Annotated in this window: 15 protein-coding genes and 1 pseudogene; 8 read left to right on the forward strand and 8 right to left on the reverse strand. The window is 73.7% G+C overall.

The annotated features are described in order from the left end of the window. Nucleotides 1–12: 12 nt before the first annotated feature. On the reverse strand, nucleotides 13–2,169 hold the full coding sequence (gene uvrB / locus DEJ51_RS07815; protein WP_150256934.1) for an excinuclease ABC subunit UvrB: 2,157 nt from the start codon (nucleotides 2,167–2,169) through the stop codon (nucleotides 13–15). A 234-nt stretch (nucleotides 2,170–2,403) separates the two neighbouring features. Between uvrB and DEJ51_RS07820 the strand changes: the two genes are divergently transcribed. From DEJ51_RS07820 to DEJ51_RS07830, 3 genes are all read left to right on the forward strand, one after another. Next, nucleotides 2,404–3,330, forward strand: coding sequence for a glycerophosphodiester phosphodiesterase (locus DEJ51_RS07820; protein WP_150256935.1), 927 nt, complete (start codon nucleotides 2,404–2,406; stop codon nucleotides 3,328–3,330). Between the two features lie 120 nt (nucleotides 3,331–3,450). Further along, the gene (locus DEJ51_RS07825) at nucleotides 3,451–4,014 is read left to right on the forward strand and encodes a methylated-DNA--[protein]-cysteine S-methyltransferase (RefSeq protein ID WP_150256936.1); all 564 of its coding nucleotides are present in this window, start codon (nucleotides 3,451–3,453) and stop codon (nucleotides 4,012–4,014) included. 326 nt (nucleotides 4,015–4,340) lie between these two features. Next, nucleotides 4,341–5,552 (forward strand): MFS transporter, encoded by a 1,212-nt coding sequence (locus DEJ51_RS07830; protein WP_150261754.1) that lies wholly within the window; start codon nucleotides 4,341–4,343, stop codon nucleotides 5,550–5,552. On the opposite strand, the gene DEJ51_RS07835 is transcribed toward DEJ51_RS07830, so the two are convergent. Continuing rightward, nucleotides 5,542–5,910, reverse strand: coding sequence for a cupin domain-containing protein (locus DEJ51_RS07835; RefSeq protein ID WP_150256937.1), 369 nt, complete (start codon nucleotides 5,908–5,910; stop codon nucleotides 5,542–5,544). The two genes, DEJ51_RS07830 and DEJ51_RS07835, sit on opposite strands and share 11 nt — an antisense overlap. A 254-nt stretch (nucleotides 5,911–6,164) precedes the next feature. On the opposite strand from DEJ51_RS07835, the gene DEJ51_RS07840 reads away from it, so the two are divergent. After that, nucleotides 6,165–7,097 (forward strand): pseudouridine-5'-phosphate glycosidase, encoded by a 933-nt coding sequence (locus DEJ51_RS07840; RefSeq protein WP_150256938.1) that lies wholly within the window; start codon nucleotides 6,165–6,167, stop codon nucleotides 7,095–7,097. Then, entirely contained in the window at nucleotides 7,094–8,002 is a 909-nt protein-coding gene (locus DEJ51_RS07845) for a carbohydrate kinase family protein (RefSeq protein WP_150256939.1), read from the forward strand. Before DEJ51_RS07840 ends, DEJ51_RS07845 begins: the two co-directional genes overlap by 4 nt. A 157-nt stretch (nucleotides 8,003–8,159) precedes the next feature. On the opposite strand, the gene DEJ51_RS07850 is transcribed toward DEJ51_RS07845, so the two are convergent. Further along, nucleotides 8,160–8,807: a uridine kinase gene (locus tag DEJ51_RS07850; RefSeq protein WP_150256940.1), complete on the reverse strand. Its 648-nt coding sequence runs from the start codon at nucleotides 8,805–8,807 to the stop codon at nucleotides 8,160–8,162. A gap of 92 nt (nucleotides 8,808–8,899) precedes the next feature. Between DEJ51_RS07850 and DEJ51_RS07855 the strand changes: the two genes are divergently transcribed. Then, nucleotides 8,900–10,354, forward strand: a complete 1,455-nt coding sequence (locus DEJ51_RS07855) for a WGR domain-containing protein (protein ID WP_150256941.1) — start codon at nucleotides 8,900–8,902, stop codon at nucleotides 10,352–10,354. Here the strand turns inward: DEJ51_RS07855 and DEJ51_RS07860 are convergent. Continuing rightward, nucleotides 10,307–10,795: a cupin domain-containing protein gene (locus tag DEJ51_RS07860; RefSeq protein ID WP_150256942.1), complete on the reverse strand. Its 489-nt coding sequence runs from the start codon at nucleotides 10,793–10,795 to the stop codon at nucleotides 10,307–10,309. The two genes, DEJ51_RS07855 and DEJ51_RS07860, sit on opposite strands and share 48 nt — an antisense overlap. Before the next feature lie 55 nt (nucleotides 10,796–10,850). On the opposite strand from DEJ51_RS07860, the gene DEJ51_RS07865 reads away from it, so the two are divergent. After that, the gene (locus DEJ51_RS07865; protein WP_223835702.1) at nucleotides 10,851–11,543 is read left to right on the forward strand and encodes a DUF2293 domain-containing protein; all 693 of its coding nucleotides are present in this window, start codon (nucleotides 10,851–10,853) and stop codon (nucleotides 11,541–11,543) included. Between the two features lie 6 nt (nucleotides 11,544–11,549). On the opposite strand, the gene DEJ51_RS35795 is transcribed toward DEJ51_RS07865, so the two are convergent. Next, nucleotides 11,550–11,897 (reverse strand): chaplin, encoded by a 348-nt coding sequence (locus DEJ51_RS35795; protein WP_411757385.1) that lies wholly within the window; start codon nucleotides 11,895–11,897, stop codon nucleotides 11,550–11,552. Nucleotides 11,898–12,077: 180 nt separating this feature from the next. Further along, nucleotides 12,078–12,389 (reverse strand): annotated as a pseudogene (locus DEJ51_RS35800) (chaplin); the annotation flags it as partial. Here DEJ51_RS35800 and DEJ51_RS07875 point away from each other — a divergent pair. Further along, nucleotides 12,388–12,936, forward strand: coding sequence for a hypothetical protein (locus DEJ51_RS07875; RefSeq protein WP_150256945.1), 549 nt, complete (start codon nucleotides 12,388–12,390; stop codon nucleotides 12,934–12,936). The pseudogene DEJ51_RS35800 and the gene DEJ51_RS07875 sit on opposite strands and share 2 nt — an antisense overlap. On the opposite strand, the gene DEJ51_RS07880 is transcribed toward DEJ51_RS07875, so the two are convergent. Both DEJ51_RS07880 and DEJ51_RS07885 read right to left on the reverse strand, forming a co-directional pair. Continuing rightward, a complete protein-coding gene (locus DEJ51_RS07880; protein ID WP_150256946.1) occupies nucleotides 12,917–14,122 on the reverse strand; it encodes an SWIM zinc finger family protein in 1,206 nt (401 codons plus the stop codon). The two genes, DEJ51_RS07875 and DEJ51_RS07880, sit on opposite strands and share 20 nt — an antisense overlap. Beyond that, complete coding sequence (locus DEJ51_RS07885) at nucleotides 14,119–16,947, reverse strand: DEAD/DEAH box helicase (RefSeq protein ID WP_150256947.1); 2,829 nt, start codon at nucleotides 16,945–16,947, stop codon at nucleotides 14,119–14,121. The genes DEJ51_RS07880 and DEJ51_RS07885 overlap by 4 nt, the downstream gene beginning before the upstream one ends. Between the last annotated feature and the right edge of the window lie 106 nt (nucleotides 16,948–17,053).

A 17,053-nucleotide genomic window follows, 5' to 3' on the forward strand; every position in this document is an offset into this window, starting at 1 on the left:
ACCGGCCCCCGGTCAGGCGAGGCCCGCTTCCTTCATCTGCCGCAACTCCTTCTTCAGCTCGCCCACCTCGTCCCGGATCCGGGCCGCGACCTCGAACTGGAGCTCGGCGGCCGCCCCGCGCATGCGCTCGGTCATCTGCTCGATGAGCGCGGCCAGTTCGGCTGCGGGCCGGTCGGTCGGCAGCTCGGCGCCCGCGGCGCCCTTCGCCCCCTTCGCGCCCTTTCCACCGGTCTTGCCCAGGGCCGCCCGGCCGCCGAGCGCCGGCACCGGGGCCTTGGCGCCCTTGCCCTCCTTGGCCTGCCGGTAGCCGGTACCGAGGAGCTCCTCGGTGTCCAGTTCCTCGCGGGCGATGGTGGCGACGATGTCGTTGATCTTCTTGCGCAGCGGCTGCGGGTCGATCCCGTTCGCCGTGTTGTAGGCGATCTGCTTCTCGCGGCGCCGGTTGGTCTCGTCGATGGCCTTCTCCATCGCCGGGGTCATCTTGTCCGCGTACATGTGGACCTGGCCGGACACGTTGCGCGCGGCGCGGCCGATGGTCTGGATCAGGGAGGTCCCCGAGCGCAGGAAGCCCTCCTTGTCGGCGTCGAGGATCGCCACCAGGGACACCTCGGGCAGGTCCAGGCCCTCACGGAGCAGGTTGATGCCGACCAGGACGTCGTACTCGCCGGCCCGCAGCTCGCGCAGCAGCTCGATGCGGCGCAGGGTGTCCACGTCGCTGTGCAGGTACCGCACCTGGATGCCGAGCTCCAGGAAGTAGTCCGTGAGGTCCTCGGCCATCTTCTTGGTGAGGGTGGTGACGAGGATCCGCTCGTCCTTCTCGACCCGCTGCCGGATCTCGTGGACCAGGTCGTCGATCTGCCCCTCGGTCGGCTTGACCACGACCTCGGGGTCGATGAGGCCGGTGGGGCGGATGATCTGTTCGACGAAGCCGTCGCCGCGCGAGAGCTCGTACTTTCCGGGCGTCGCCGACAGGTAGACGGTCTGGCCGATGCGCTCCTGGAACTCCTCCCACTTCAGCGGCCGGTTGTCCAGGGCGGACGGCAGCCGGAAGCCGTGGTCGACCAGGGTGCGCTTGCGGGAGGCGTCACCCTCGTACATGGCGCCGATCTGCGGCACGGTGACGTGCGACTCGTCGATGACCAGGAGGAAGTCCTCCGGGAAGTAGTCGATGAGCGTGTTGGGCGCGGAGCCGCGCTCGCGGTCGTCCATGTGCAGCGAGTAGTTCTCGATGCCGGAGCAGGAGCCGATCTGGCGCATCATCTCCAGGTCGTACGTGGTGCGCATGCGCAGCCGCTGCGCCTCCAGCATCTTGCCCTGCTTCTCCAGCTCGGCGAGGCGCTCGGTCAGCTCCGCCTCGATGCCGCGGACCGCCTTCTCCATGCGCTCGGGGCCGGCGACGTAGTGGCTGGCGGGGAAGACGTACAGCTCGCGGTCCTCGCTGATGACCTCGCCGGTCAGCGGGTGCAGGGTGGAGAGGGCCTCGATCTCGTCGCCGAACATTTCGATGCGGACGGCCAGTTCCTCGTAGACCGGGAAGATCTCGATCGTGTCCCCGCGCACGCGGAAGGTGCCGCGGGTGAAGGCGACGTCGTTGCGGGTGTACTGGATGTCCACGAAACGGCGCAGCAGCTGGTCCCGGTCGGTCTCCTCGCCCACCTTGAGGGAGACCATCCGGTCGACGTACTCCTGCGGGGTACCGAGACCGTAGATGCAGGACACGGAGGCGACGACGATCACGTCGCGCCGGGTCAGGAGCGAGTTCGTCGCGGAGTGGCGCAGCCGCTCCACCTCCTCGTTGATCGAGGAGTCCTTCTCGATGTACGTGTCCGACTGCGGTACGTAGGCCTCGGGCTGGTAGTAGTCGTAGTACGAGACGAAGTACTCGACGGCGTTGTTCGGCAGGAGCTCGCGGAACTCGTTCGCCAGCTGGGCGGCGAGCGTCTTGTTCGGCGCCATGACCAGGGTGGGGCGCTGGAGCTTCTCGATCATCCAGGCGGTCGTCGCCGACTTGCCGGTGCCGGTCGCACCCAGCAGGACGACGTCCTTCTCACCTGCACGGATGCGCTTCTCCAGCTCGGCGATGGCCGCCGGCTGGTCGCCGCTGGGCTGGTAGGGGCTGACGACCTCGAAAGGCGCCACCGTGCGTTCGATCTTCGATACGGGCCGCATGGGTCAACCGTACGACTCCCCACTGACACTCACGTGCCCCCGTGGGCCGGCGGCGCGCTCCGGCCGCTCCCGGCCGCCCGGACCGGCGTCATTCGTTCTGGTCCGTTTGTCGTAGTTCGGTGGCGGCTCGGTGATCTTCAACCCCATGATCGCGGTGAAGTGCATCGCCACAACGTCTGCCGCTCCGCACCCGTCTGACGCAGGAACAGGGCTCACGACCCGAGGAGAACGCACATGTACGTCCGACCCGCCGCCGCGGCCGCCGCCGCGTTCCTGGGCTTCACTCTCACCTTGCTGGGCGGGACGGCCTCGTACGCCGCCACCGGTCCCGGATCCGCGACCGGCGCCGGCACCGGTGCCACGACCGGCCGGGCCGCACTGGGGGGCCCCGTCGTGTACGCCCACCGGGGGGCCTCCGCGTACGCCCCGGAGAACACCCTCGACGCGATCGACCTGGCGGGGCAGATGGGCTTCGACTGGGTCGAGAACGACGTGCAGCGCACCCGGGACGGCGTGCTGGTGGTGATCCACGACGACACCCTGGCCCGGACCACCGACGTCGAGCAGCGGTTCCCGAACCGCGCGCCCTGGAAGGTCCAGGACTTCACTGCGGCCGAGATCGCCCTGCTGGACGCGGGCAGCTGGTTCGGCGAGGAGTACGCGGGCGCCTCGGTACCGACCCTGCGGCAGTACCTCGACCGGGTACAGCACAACCGGCAGAAGCTGCTGCTGGAGATCAAGAAGCCGGAGCTCTACCCCGGGATCGAGGAGCAGACCCTGAAGGTGCTGGAGGAGGCCGGCTGGCTCGACACGCGCCACGTCGCGCAGCGCCTGGTGGTGCAGAGTTTCAGCGCCGCCTCCGTGCGCATCGTGCACGGGCTGCGTCCGGACCTGGTGACGGCCTTCCTGGGCACCCCCACCATGGCGGACCTGCCGCACTACGCGGAGTTCACCGACCGGATCAACCCGTGGCACACGACGATCTCGGCCGAGTGGGTCTCGGCCGTGCACGGGCTGCGCGGCGCCCACGGCAAGACGATGGAGGTCGACACCTGGATCGTGGACGACGCGGCCACGGCACGGAAGGTGCAGGACATGGGGGTGGACGGGATCATCACCAACGCCCCGGACGTGGTCCAGGACGCGGTCGGCGGGTTCTGACCCCGGCCCGGCCCGGTCGGGTCGGACGGTGGGGGCGGGCGTGCAGGTGGGGAGGCGGGTGATCAGGCAGGCTTCCGCGACCGCGACCGCGGTGTCGGCGGGTGGTCGTACCGTGGACGCGTGGACAGCACCGAGCGGCCCCGCGGGCCGCACCTCGAATGGACCGTCGTCGCCAGCGACATCGGCCCCCTGCTCCTGGCCGCGACCCCGGAGGGTCTGGTCCGGGTCGAGTTCCATGCCGAGCCGGACCGGGTCGACAGGATGATCGGCCCGCTCGTCTCCCGGCTCGGCGCCGACGCCCGGCGCCCCGCGCCCGGTGAGGAAGTGCTGCTGGCCGAGCCGATACGCCAGCTCACCGCGTACTTCAGGGGGGCGCTGCGCCGCTTCGAGCTGCCGCTGGACTGGCGCCTGAGCTCCGGCTTCAACCGGCAGGTGCTCCACGAGCTGGACCGCTCCGTGCCCTACGGATCGGTCGTCGGCTACGGGGAGCTGGCCGCCCGCGTCGGACAGCCCGGTGCCGCCCAGGCCGTGGGCAACGCCATGGGGTCGAACCCGCTGCCGCTGGTGGTGGCCTGCCACCGGGTCGTGGAGAACGACGGGGGCATCGGCGGATTCGGCGGTGGGGTGGAGACCAAGCGGCAGCTGCTCGCGCTGGAGGGCGTTCTCCCGCAGCCGCTGTTCTGACCCGGGCTCTGACCTGCGGACCCGTCCCACGGACCGGGCCGCGCTCGGCCCACGGACCGGGCCGCGGTCGCAGCGCGGCCGGGCCGGGCGCGGGCACGCTCCTGGCCGGGCTCCTGGACGGTTCCGCCGGGCGGTAAGGGCTGGCACACTGCGGCGGTGACTACTCCTGCCGCCGCACCCGGCCTCCCCACGTCCTCCGCGCCCCGTGTCACGCACCCGCGAAGCCGGTGTACGCCGTGACCGCCGCTCCCGGCACCGACCGGCCCGTGCGGCCCCTCGACGCGCCCGAGCTGGCCCGGCTGCAGCGCCGCACCTCCCGGGTCCTCATGGCCGGGCAGGTCCTCGGCGGCCTCGGCGTGCCGATCAGCATCGCCCTGGCTCCCGTACTCGCCACCGAGGTCAGCGGCACCGAGGCGCTGTCCGGCGTCGCCTCCACCGCCGCGGTGATCGGCACGGCCCTCGTCTCGCTGCCGCTCGCCGCCCTGATGAACGCGCGCGGCCGTCGCCCCGGGCTGGTCCTGGCCTACGGGATCGGTGCGGCCGGCGCGGTGCTGGTCGTCCTCGCCGCCACCATCAGGAGCTTCCCGCTGCTGCTGCTCGGCATGGCCGCCTTCGGCGCCGCCTCCTCCGCCAATCTGCAGGCCCGGTTCGCCGCCGCGGACCTCGCGGCCCCGGACCACCGGGCCCGGGCCATCTCGGTCGTGGTGTGGGCCTCGACCATCGGCGCGGTGCTCGGGCCGAACCTGTCCGCGCCGGCCAGTCGCAGCTTCGCCGGAACCGCGATACCCGAGACGGCCGGCCCGTTCGTCTGGGCCGCCGCCGTCTTCCTGCTCACCGGCACGCTGATCGGCGTACTGCTGCGCCCCGACCCGCTGCTGACGGCCCGGGCGCTCGCCGCACCCGAGGAACAGACCCGCGAAGGCCGCTCGCTGCGGGCCGGCCTCGCCGCCGTGAAGGCCTCGCCACGGGCCCGGCTCGCCCTGCTCACCGTCGCCGTGTCGCACACCACCATGGTCTCGATCATGGTGATGACCCCGGTGGACCTGAGCCACCACGGGGCCGGCCTGGAACTCATCGGGCTGGTGATCAGCGGTCACATCGCGGGCATGTTCGCCTTCTCCCCCGTCATGGGCTGGCTCGCGGACCGGCTCGGCCGGCTTTCGGTGATCGGACTGGCCGCCGGGCTCCTGTCCGTCGCGGCGCTGCTCGCGGGAACGGCCGGGCCGAGCCACGGCCGCAGCGCGCTCGGGCTCTTCCTGCTCGGCCTCGGCTGGTCCGCCGGGATGGTGTCCGGTTCGGCCCTGCTGACGGACTCGGTGCCGCAGCCCGCGCGGGCCGCCGTACAGGGGCTGAGCGACCTCACGATGAACGCGGCCGCCGGCGTGGGCGGAGCGGCCGCCGGGCTGATCATGTCCGGGGCGGGCTACGGCTGGCTGAACGCCGTCGGCGCCGCGCTGCTGCTTCCGATGGCGGCACTCGCACTGTTCACGGCGCGCCGCCACCCGGTGCCCGCGTCCGCGAAGGGCGTCAGTAGCTGATGTGGTAGGCCTTGCGCAGCGTCTCGTGCACGGTCCAGGTGGTCCGGTCGCCCTCGCGCAGCACGCAGGCGGAGCCGGGGCCGACCTCCAGGGTCCCGCCGCCCTCGACCTCGACGGTGGCGCGGCCGCTGACCACGACGAACAGCTCGTTCGCCTCGACGTCGGTGACGACACCGGGGGTGATCTGCCAGATCCCGCGCACCTGCTTGCCGTCCGCCGACTCCCACAGGACCTTGCCCGTCACGACGGGCTCGCCGGAGACGATCTGCCCGGGGTCGAGGTCGTCCGCCTCCAGTTCGACGTCCGCGACGGAGACGGAGAACGAGGCGGGTGCGGTGGAGTGATCACTGGTGCTCATGGCGCGCCAGCCTAGTGCGGGCCGGCCCCTGGCGCGGTGACCACAGCGTCCAGCGACGGGCCGCCTGACGAGTCACCCTGTCCAGCGTTCGTCACCCCGGGCGCCCGGCGGCCGGTACCGGCTGATGGGAGCCGGTCCGGGAAGGCGCCGGGGCCGGTCCCGGTGACGTGGTGGGGGAACGCTACTCGGACAGGTTGTGACGGGTGTGGCGGGAGAGCGTTTGGGGGCGCCGATCCCGTGCCATGGATGGGGACATGTCACAGCGCAGAGCATCTGAGATCCCGGTCCTGTCGGCAGAGGTACGCGAGGCACTCGCCCGGGGGAAGCCCGTGGTGGCCCTGGAGTCGACGATCATCGCGCACGGTCTGCCCCGCCCCCGCAACCTGGCGGTGGGACTCGAACTGGAGGCTCTGGTCCGCGCGGAGGGCGCGGTTCCGGCGACGATCGCGGTCGTGGACGGGGTGGCGTACGCGGGCCTGGACAAGGCGCAGCTGGAGCTGGTCGCGGGCGGCGAGGGCGTGCGCAAGCTCGGCCACCGGGATCTGGCACCCGCGCTGGCGACGGGCGCGACCGGCGCGACGACGGTGTCCGCGACGGCCTTCCTCGCGGCCCGGGCGGGTCTGCGGGTTTTCGCCACGGGCGGGCTGGGCGGCGTACACCGGGAGTGGGCGCAGACACAGGACGAGTCGGCGGACCTGTCGCTGCTGGCGCGGACGCGGATCACCGTGGTGTGCGCGGGGGTGAAGTCGATCCTGGACGTACCGGGCACCCTGCAGCGGCTGGAGACGCTCGGGGTGGCGGTGCTCGGCTACGGGACGGACCGCTTCCCCGGGTTCTATCTGGCCGACTCGGGTGAGCCGGTGGACTGGAGCGTGCGCGGGCCCGAGGAGGTCGCCGCGGTGATGGCCGCCCAGGACGCGCTGGGCGGTGCGGACTCGGCGCTGCTGGTGGCCAATCCGGTGGCGCGGGAGGAGCAGCTGGATCCCGAACTGCACGACCGGGTACTGGCGGAGGCGCTCGCCGAGTGCCGCGAGCGCGGGATCACGGGCCAGGCGGTGACCCCGTTCCTGCTGGGGTTCCTGGCACGGGCGACGGGCGGGGCCTCGCTGGAGGCGAATCTGGCGGCGGTACGCGGCAACGTACGGCTCGGCGCCCGGATCGCGGGGGCCTGGGCGGCCCGGGCATGACCGGGCCGGGGGCGCTGCTCGTCATCGGGGACGTGGTGACGGATGTCGTGGCCAGACATCCGGAGCCGCTGGCTCCGGCCACGGACACGGCTGCCCGCATCCGGACCCTGCCGGGCGGGGCCGGGGCCAACGCGGCCTGCTGGGCGGCCCGTACGGGGACCGCGGAGGTGCGTCTCCTGGCACGGGTGGGCGCCGAGTCGGCACGCTGGCACGAGCGGGCGCTGGTGGACGCGGGGGTGCGGCCCCGGCTGGTGGTCGACGCGCAGGAGCCGACCGGGACGGTGGTGGCGCTGGTCGGCAAGGACGCGGAGCGGACGTTCCTGACCGACAGCGGGGCTTCGCTGCGGCTGTGCCCCGCCGACTGGGCGCCCTCGCTGCTGGACGGGGCGGCCCATCTGCACCTGTCCGGTTATCTGTTCTTCGCCGACAGCAGCCGGGAGCTGGCCGTGGTCGCGCTGCGGGCGGCCCGGGCCCGGGGGGTGCAGGTGAGCGTGGACCCCGCCTCGGCCGGGTTCCTGGCCGGCCTCGGACCGCAGCGCTTCCTGGACGCCGCGGCGGGGGCGGACGTGCTGTTGCCTAACGAGGACGAGGCCCGGCTGCTGGCCGGGCTGCCGGAGCCGGCGGGGGTGGCGGGGGTGGCCAGGGCAGCGGAGGAACTCAGCCGGCGGGTGCCGCTGGTGGTGGTGACCCGTGGCGCGGCGGGCGCGCTGGTCGCCGAACGCGGCCGGATCACCGCCGAGGTCGAGGCCGAGCCGGTCGAGGCGGTGGACTCCACGGGCGCCGGGGACGCGTTCACCGGTGGCTTCCTCGCGGCCCGGCTGGAGGGCGCGGACCCGGCGGAGGCCGCCCGCGCCGGGTGCCGGGCGGCGGCCCTGGCGGTGACCCGCGTGGGCGGCCGCCCGTGACACCCGACGAGCCGTCCCACGCCGGAAGGCGCAGGTCCGGCTCACCCCGAACCGGGCCCGTCGGCGCCCGGGGCGCGGGTCCGGGCCGCTCCCGGGCGACGACGGTGGGGCGGACCGGGGAGGGGCTCCGGGCAGCGGAACCGGCCGCATGGGAGGGTCAGCCGGCGTCGAGCCCCGTCCAGGCGGGATGCCGCGGGTCGTCCGCCCGGACCACCACATCGGCCGCTGCCACGGGGTCGGTGTCGGCCTCGTAGCGCGCGAAGGCGGGCAGCGTCCAGCGTGCGGACTCCTCGGTGCGGCGGGCGAGCGCGCCGGCGGACAGCCGGACGTGCACGCTCAGGTCGAAGGGGAACCAGTGGCCCAGCAGCAGCGGGCCGTGTACGAGCAGCACGCCGCCGGGCGGGAGTTCGACGTAGGGACTGCGGGTCGCGCGGTCGGTCACGGGGTCCCAGAGGTCCGGCAGCACCCGCCCGCTGCCGCCGGGGTCGGTCGGGCCGAACACCTCCCGCCAGAGGGCGGCCGTGTCGTACCAGCCGCCGAGGTAGGAGTCCACGTCCTGCCGGCCGAACTCGAAGCGCAGCGAGGCCGGCCGCAGGAATCCGTCGGCCGGCACCACCAAGGACGGGCGGCCGCGCAGCCGCAGCGCCTCGGCGAGTTCGCCGGCGAGGGTGCCGGTGTCGGCGGCGGGGGCGCCGTCGATGCCCACCCGCCGCCAACTGCCCTGTTCGGGGGCGTTGTCGGGGTTGTCGAGGTGACCGGCGAGCCGCTCGGCCATCCGCTGCCATGTGATCGCTTCCCACTGCACGGCCCCATTGTCAGTGGTGGGCCGTAGCGTTTTCACGAGGGATCACCGGCCGAAAGGGAGCCGGCGGCGCTGCCTTTGGGGAGAGGTTTGTCATGGCTCGGGAGACGACGTATCTGGAGCTGTCGCAGGACGACGGCGCGGCGCACAAGTTCTACGAGGTGACCGTCGACGGCGCCGCCGTGTCCGTGCGGTACGGGCGCATCGGCGCGGACGGCCAGCTGCAGACCTCCGCCTTCCCGAGCGCCGAGAAGGCCCGTGCGGCCGCCGCGAAGAAGATCGGGGAGAAGGTGCGCAAGGGGTACGCGCCTGCCGTGCAGGGGCAGCGCGCCGCCCGGTCGGTCACCCGCCGCCAGGTGGCCTCGGCGCCTTCGACGGCACGCGCGGTGGCCCCGGTGCTGTGGCGCTTCCGGACGGGTTCGTCGGCCTTCGGCATCCATGTGGACGAGGACCGCTGCTGGGTCGGCAACCAGGCGGGCGACGTGTACACGCTGAGCCACGGCGGCGAGGTGCTCGCCCGGTACTCGCTGCCGGACGGGGTGAAGTGCCTGGTGGCGGACGAGTTCTGGATATACGCGGGCTGTGACGACGGCACGGTGTACGACCTGTCGTCGAAGGTGCCGTTCGGGGCCTACGCGATCGCGGCGGACGTGGACATCTACTGGCTCGACATCCACGAGGGCGTGCTGAACGTCTCCGACGCGAACGGCGGTCTGACCGTCATCGACCACGAGGACGAGCACCAGTGGTCACGGAAGTCGGCCGGGACGGGCGCCTGGATGGTCCGGGCGGACGAGCGGGCGGTCTTCCACGGGCACAGCGGCGGTGTGACGGCGTACGCGGCCGACGGCACGGGGCAGTTGTGGCACACCAAGACCCCTGGTGGAGTGCTGTTCGGCTGGCAGGAGGACCACGCGGTGTATGCGGGCACGGTCCGCAACACCGTGCAGCGGCTCTCGAAGGCGACGGGGGCGGTGGAGGCCTCCTACGCGTGCGACGCCGCGGTGTACTCGTGCGCGACCTCGCCCGACGGGCGGCACGTGTTCGCCGGCGACTCCTCCTCCTCGGTCTACTGCTTCGACGCCGACGGCCGACGGCTGTGGAAGCTGGGGACGGGCGGCGGGTCGGCCCTGTCCATGCAGTACCTGGACGAGCGGCTGTACCTCGTCACCACGGACGGGTCGCTCGTCTGCGTGGACGCGACCGAGCAGGCGATCGCGGCGGCGCAGCAGGGCTCGGTGCCCGCGCCCATGGACGTGAAGTCGGCGGCTGCGCTCCCGGTGTTCACACCTGCCGCGTCGGCCTCGGCGGTGGCGACGGTCTCGGTGGCCGCGATGGCCGCGGCGCCGGCCGGCGGTGTGGTGGTGGAGTGCGTCCAGCAGGGCGGCCGGGTGCGGGTGCAGGTGGTGTCGGACGGCTTCGAACCGTCGTGGAACGTCCAGTTCCCGCGCGGGATACGGGAGCCCGGGGCGCGGTACGTGGTCGAGGGGCTGCACGCCGCCTCAGGGGGCTTCTACCGGGTCCGCGGAGAGATACGACGGCTTGTGTGAGCGGCAGGCCGCCTGCGTGGCACCGGCCGGTGCCGGGGTGGGTATCGCGAAGGGGGTCCCCGGGGGGAGCGCGGGGGTCACGTAGAGCACGACCGGCTCGGTGCCGAGGTTGTGGCCCAGGTGTATGTGTCCGATGCCCGCGGGCTCGACGAAGGTGGTCCCGACCGTGTGCACCTCGACGGTGCGGTCGTGCAGGATCCGGGTCAGGGTGCCCGCCAGGACCACCGCGTCCAGTCTGACCCGGTGGAAGTGCCAGCCGGTGCAACCGCCGGGCGGGATCACTATCTCCCGGCCAGTCGGGGGCGTGGCGACGTGTGTTCCGCCCCGCCGTGCCGTGATCGTCCGCAGCCCGCCCATGTGCCCCTCCTCGGTGGACCACCTGCGGTCCAGCGCCCCACGGTAGATCGGCAGCCTGGCGGACCGGAACAGTCGACGAAACATCAGCATGCCTTCTTCACCAGGTGATATGAGGGTCATACAGCGGTATCACATGTCCATGAGCCTGGTGGTTTTCGAATCGCTGAAGCAGATCCACTGCGCCGAGTGCCGACGGGGCCCGCTCCGGCACCTCGTCCGAGAGGCCGGCGTACCCCGCTGCCTGGACTGTACGGATCTCGGCCATCTCGTCTATCTCCCGCGGGGGGACACGGCACTCACCCGCCGTTCCCGCGAGGCCAGTTCGCTCTGCGCCGTCGTCGTGCGCTTCAACAAGCGCCGGCACCGCTACGAGCGCCTGGGCCTCCTCGTCGAGGAGGACGCGCTGGCACGCGCGGAGCGCGCCTGCCTCGCAGACTCCGAGGCGCGGGCGCGCCGCCGGGAGCGCGACCGGCGGCGCCGTGCGGCCGAGGACACCCGCTTCACGGCGGCGTTCGCCGCCGAGATCGTGCGGCTGTTTCCCGGATGTCCAGCCGACCGGGCCGTGGCGATCGCCACTCATGCCTCGGTACGGGGCAGCGGGCGGGTGGGCCGCACCGCGGCCGGCCGGGCCCTCGACGAACTGGCGGTCTCCGTCGCGGTCCGGGCGGCGGTGCGGCACACCGACACCGAGTACGACGCCCTGCTGATGGCGGGGGTCCCGCGGTTCGCGGCCCGCGCCCGGCTGGCCGCGCGGATCGACGCCATCCTGGACGGGTGGCGCATACCGCCGCCGGAGCGCGCGTCCGTGCCCGCTCCGCGCCCGCCGGCCTGACCCCGCTCAGTTGAGGCGGAAGCGGCGGTAGAGGAGGACTCCGCCGAGGAGCAGCGCGCCGCCGCTGGGCAGCAGGTAGCCGACGCCGTCCGACCCGGTGTGGGCGAGGGCCTCGTGCTGCGGGGCCTCGGGCGGGGTGACGCGCGTGACCGGCGCGGTGGGCACCGTCGGGACGACCGGGGTCACCGGCTTCTCGACGACGGGCGGCTGGACGGGCTTGCCGCCCGTGGGTACCTCACCGTTGACGGACGTGTTGCCCACCGAGGGGTTGCCGATGCCGACCACGTTCACCGAGTTCCCGCTGACGTTCAGCGGGAGGTCGATCGGGAGCTGCAGCCCGTTGCCGGAGAGCACTCCGGGAGAATCCTTTCCGCTTCCCTGGGCGTTCGCCCCTCCGCCACTGTGTGCGGCTCCCGGTGTCGAGGAGTGCGCGGATCCCTGGCCGGATTGCGAGGCACCGCCCCCCGACGCCTGGTTGCTACAGCGGTTCCCGGCTGCCGGGTTGAGCACGCCGACCACGCTCACGGTGTTCCCGCACGCGTTCACCGGCAGATTCACCGGCAGTTGTACGAGGTTCCCGGACAGCAGCCCCGGCGAGCGCTCGGCCCGGCCACCCGCGTCCGCATCGGCGTAGGCGAAGCCGCCCACACCCGCGACCGCCAGTCCGCCTCCCGCAACCACCGCCGCGATCAAGCCATTCCGACGACTGTGACGCATCAGTTTTCCTGCCTTCCGGAGAAGTTCGCGGGCAATGTCCCCGCACCGGAAACAACGCTCTGACCCCATTCGGGTTATAGCGGGGGTAGACATTTCACTCAATCGTGTACTGGGTACTGGGTACTTCATGACCGAACGCCCGCTGCTCCTCCTCGACGTGGACGGCCCCCTCAACCCGTTCCGCTCCCCCCTCGCCGGTCTGCGGGGATACCGCAGCCACCGGATGTGGCCCGACGTGTGGCTCTCCTACCGCGACCCCGAGTCCCGCAGGGCCCGGCGCGGCGCCCGGGTCCGTCTCCACCCCTCCCACGGTGCCCGGCTGCTGGCCCTGCCGTTCGAACTCACCTGGGCCACCGCCTGGACGCACCAGGCCAACACGATGATCTCCCCGCACATCGGGCTGCCGGGCGACCTCACCGTCGTCGAGTGGCCCGAACTCTTCGCCGACGACCCCGACGGCCTCTCCTGGAAGACCCGCCACCTCCGCGACTGGGCGGCCGGCCGCCCCTTCGCCTGGGTCGACGACATGATCACCGCGCGCGACCGCGCCTGGGTCGCCGAACACCATCCGGCCCCGGCCCTCCTGCTGCGCGTCCACCCCCGTCACGGCCTGCGCGACCGGGACTTCGCCACCCTGACCCGCTGGGCGGAGGGCATCAGCCCGGCAGAGCGCTGACCGGGTCCGGGGAAGCGGGGCCCGTCGGCCACCAGTCCTCGTCGCCGTGGCGGTCCTCGTAGGCGTACCAGAGGCCGTCGCGGCCGAGGCGGAGCTGGCGGGTGCGGAGCGTCAGGCGGTTGCGGTCGGGGCGGAAGGAGCCCCGGCCGGCGGCGAGCAGGGCCGGGCGGGCCCGGTCGAAGGGGCCCGCCGGCGGGTCCCAGGGCTCTTCGAGGGCGGCGAGGGCCGGGCGCCCGCCCTGGCGCCAGGCCGCGGCGGCCCGGGCGAGATCGGTGGTGGTCCGGTCCGTGGCGCGGGCCAGGTCCCGGTACAGGGTGCGGGCCGCGCCCGTCAGTCCCGCCGTGGGGTGCGCGGACGCCAGCCGGACGGCGTCCTGCCACACGGTGAGCCCGGCGATCGGATCCTCGCCGGTGGTGAGCAGGGCCAGGGCACGGGCGGCCGCGTCCGAGGCGAGCTGGTCGAGGGCCAGCGGGTCCGGCGCCGCCGGGTCCGCCGGGTAGGCGGGCGGAAGGCCCACGGCGGCGGGCGCCGCAAGCGGCGCGGGCAGCAGCGGCAGGCTGGTGCGGGCGAGCGCCGTCCGGGCCGGAACGCCGGGGAAGCCGGGTGCCGTGTCGGGCTGTTCCCGCGCGGCGTGGGCGGCGTTGCGGCGGGCCAGCTCGTCGAGGAGCTCCCGCTCCCCCCGGCCGCGCAGGAGCAGCAGGACGAAGGGGTCCTGGTCCAGGAGCCGGGCCGCCCGGTAGCAGAGGGCAGCCGCGTGCTTGCACGGCGGACGCCCGAAGTCCGGGCAGGAGCAGTGCGGGACCAGCTCACCCGCGCCGGGCAGGACGGCCCCGGCGAGCGACTGCGGGACCTCCCGTTCCAGCAGGGCGGCGAGCGCCGCGGGGTCGGCCGCGACCGTCTCCAGCAGGTCGTCCCACTCCGGGTCCGCGAAGGCGGGCAGGGTCAGCTCGGTGCGGTACGGGCGGGGCCGGCTGCCCCGGACGTACGCCACGATCCGGCCGGGAGTGACGGTGACCGCGCTGACGTGCCCCCCGTCCGCGTACGTACGTCCCCGGGCCAGACGGGCCGCGTCGCGGGAGACCTCCTCCAGCGCGGCCACCCAGGCCCGGCCCCACCAGCTGACCGCCTCGGCGCCGGCGGGAACGGTCTCGAAGGTGCGGCGGCGGTCGTCCCGCGCGGTGATCATCCGGGCCTCCGCAGGGAGACGAGGTCGGCCAGCTCGCGGTCGGTCAGCTCGGTCAGCGCCGACTCCCCGGAGCCCAGGACGGCGTCCGCCAGGGCCCGCTTCGCCTCCAGCATCTCGGCGATCCGGTCCTCGACGGTGCCTTCGGCGATGATCCGGTGGACCTGTACGGGCTGGGTCTGGCCGATGCGGTAGGCGCGGTCGGTGGCCTGTTCCTCGACGGCCGGGTTCCACCAGCGGTCGAAGTGGACGACGTGCCCGGCCCGGGTGAGGTTCAGCCCGGTGCCCGCCGCCTTGAGGGACAGCAGGAAGACGGGGACCTCGCCCGCCTGGAAGCGGTCGACGAGCTCCTCACGACGCGGCACCGGCGTCCCGCCGTGCAGCAGCTGGGAACTGATCCCGCGGGCCTGGAGGTGCCGTTCGATCAGGCGGGCCATCGTCACGTACTGGGTGAAGACCAGCACCGAGCCGCCCTCGGCGAGGATCGTGTCCAGCAGCTCGTCCAGCAGGGCGAGCTTTCCCGAGCGGTGCGGGAGCCGGGGCTGCTCCTCCTTCAGGTACTGCGCGGGGTGGTTGCAGATCTGCTTGAGCGAGGCCAGCAACTTCATGATCATGCCGCGCCGTTCCATGCCCTCGCTCGACTCGATCACGGCCATCGCCTCGTCCACCGCCGCCTGGTAGAGCGAGGCCTGCTCACGGGTGAGGGAGACCGGATGATCGGTCTCCGTCTTCGGGGGCAGCTCGGGCGCGATACCCGGGTCGGACTTCTTGCGGCGCAGCAGGAACGGCCGGACGAGCGCGGACAACCGGGCGACCGCCGCCTCGTTGCCTCCGTCCTCCTCGTTCTGGTGCTCCACCGGGCGCGCGTGGCGGGCCCGGAAGGCGGTGAGCGGGCCCAGCAGCCCCGGCGTCGTCCAGTCGAGCAGCGCCCACAGCTCGGAGAGGTTGTTCTCCACCGGAGTACCGGTCAGCGCCACCCGGGCCGGCGCCGGCACCGTGCGCAGTGCCTTCGCGGTCGCCGAATGCGGGTTCTTGACGTGCTGCGCCTCATCGGCGACGACCATGCCCCAGCTCTGTTCGGCGAGCAGGGCGGCGCTGGCGCGCATCGTCCCGTAGGTGGTGAGGACGAACCCGCCCGCGCAGGACGTCAGGTCCTCTATGCCGCGGCCGCCGCCGTGGAAGCGGCGCACGGGCGTGCCGGGGGCGAACTTCTCGATCTCCCGCTGCCAGTTGCCGAGGAGGGACGCGGGACACACCACGAGGGTGGGCTCCGGCCGGTCCCGGTGCAGGTGCAGCGCGATCAGCGTGACGGTCTTGCCGAGGCCCATGTCGTCGGCGAGGCAACCGCCGAGTCCGAGCGAGGTCATCAGGTCCAGCCAGGCCAGGCCGCGCGCCTGGTAGTCGCGCAGGGTGGCCTTGAGGGCGGCGGGCTGCGGCAGCGGTTCCTGCTCTCCCGTCAGCCGGTCCCGGAGGGCTGCCAGCGCCCCCACCGGAACCGCCTCGACCGTCGCTCCGTCGACCTCGGCCGTCCCCGACAGCACGGTGGCCAGCGCGTCGACCGGGTCGAGCACGCCCAGCTCCCGCTTGCGCGCCTTGCGCACCAGCTCGGGGTCGACCCGCACCCACCGGTCGCGCAGCCGGACCACGGGCCGGTGTGCCTGGGCGAGCGCGTCCATCTCCCCGGGGGTGAGCCGGTCGCCGCCCAGCGCGAGCTCCCAGGAGAAGGCGAAGAGGTGCTCGGCGTCGAAGAAGGCGGTCCCGTCGGTCGCCGAACCGGGCGCGGTGGAGCGGACGACGGCGGTCGCCGACAGCGTACGAGCCAGCTCGCGCGGCCAGTGGACCAGGACCCCGGCGGCGGCCAGCCGGGTCGCGGCCACCCCGAGCAGGTCCTCCAGCTCCGGGTCGGACAGGGCCAGGGCATCGGGCACGGGCTGGTCCAGCAGGCGCAGCAGCGGCGGCCACACGCGGGCTGCCCGGCGCAGCGCGAGCACGGCGTCGATCCGGGCGCGCGGACCGAACCCGGCGGCGGCGGTGCCCGCCCACAGCTGCCCGGCGTCGGTGACCAGGGTCGGGTCGGCGAGGCTGTGCACCTGGACGACGGCGGCTCCGGCACGCCGGGTGCCGGCTTCCTCTGGCTCGTCGAAGAGCTGGAAGGAGGACAGGTCGAGCCGGAGCGAGATCCCGACCCCGGTGTCGGAGCCGGCCGCGACCTGCGCGACCCAGCCTTGTATCCCGGGCACCTGCTGCGGCTCCCGCGCGGCGAACGGCCGCCCGGCGGCCACGGCCGCGGCCGGGGTACGGGGCAGGACGTCGGCGACGGCGTCGAGGAACGCGCGGACCAGTGCCTCCGGTTCGGGCAGCTGGAGCGGGCGGCGCCCGGGCAGGGGCGTCGCGTACCCCTCGTGCGGCAGCGCGGCGGCGACCGCGCGGAGGTGGTCGATGTCGGCGGCGTCGAGCGGTCCGGCCCGCCAGGCGTCGACGCCCTCGGGGGTGAGCCCCGGGAGGAGCCGCCCACGGGCGGCGAGGGTGAGGGCCTGCCGGGCGGCGGTGCCCCAGGCGCGGGTGGCGGGATGCGCGGCAGGGCTGCGGGGCGCCTGCGCGAGCAGGGGCAGGGCGGCGGTGACGGAGAAGGTCACCGCGGGCACGGTCCGGCTGCGGACCCCGTCGCCGTGGGGGCGCACGACGGTGAGCGGCGTCGGCGTGCCCGCCTCGGGCAGGGCTCCGCCGTCGGGCGCCCAGAAGGCGACCCGCCCCTCGCGGGGGACCGCTGCGGGCAGGAAGACGGCGGCGTGGCGCAGCAGTGCGGTGGCCTGCGGTGGCACGCTCATCGCTGTCCCCCTCCCCGTCGATCCCGTGGCTCTGTCCCTGTGCCGACGAGTCTAGGCGCGGCCACTGACAACGCCCTCTGACCTGCGGTTGAGCTCATGCCGCTCA

This window comes from Streptomyces venezuelae (genome assembly GCF_008642275.1).
GTDB classification, from domain to species: domain Bacteria; phylum Actinomycetota; class Actinomycetes; order Streptomycetales; family Streptomycetaceae; genus Streptomyces; species Streptomyces venezuelae_E.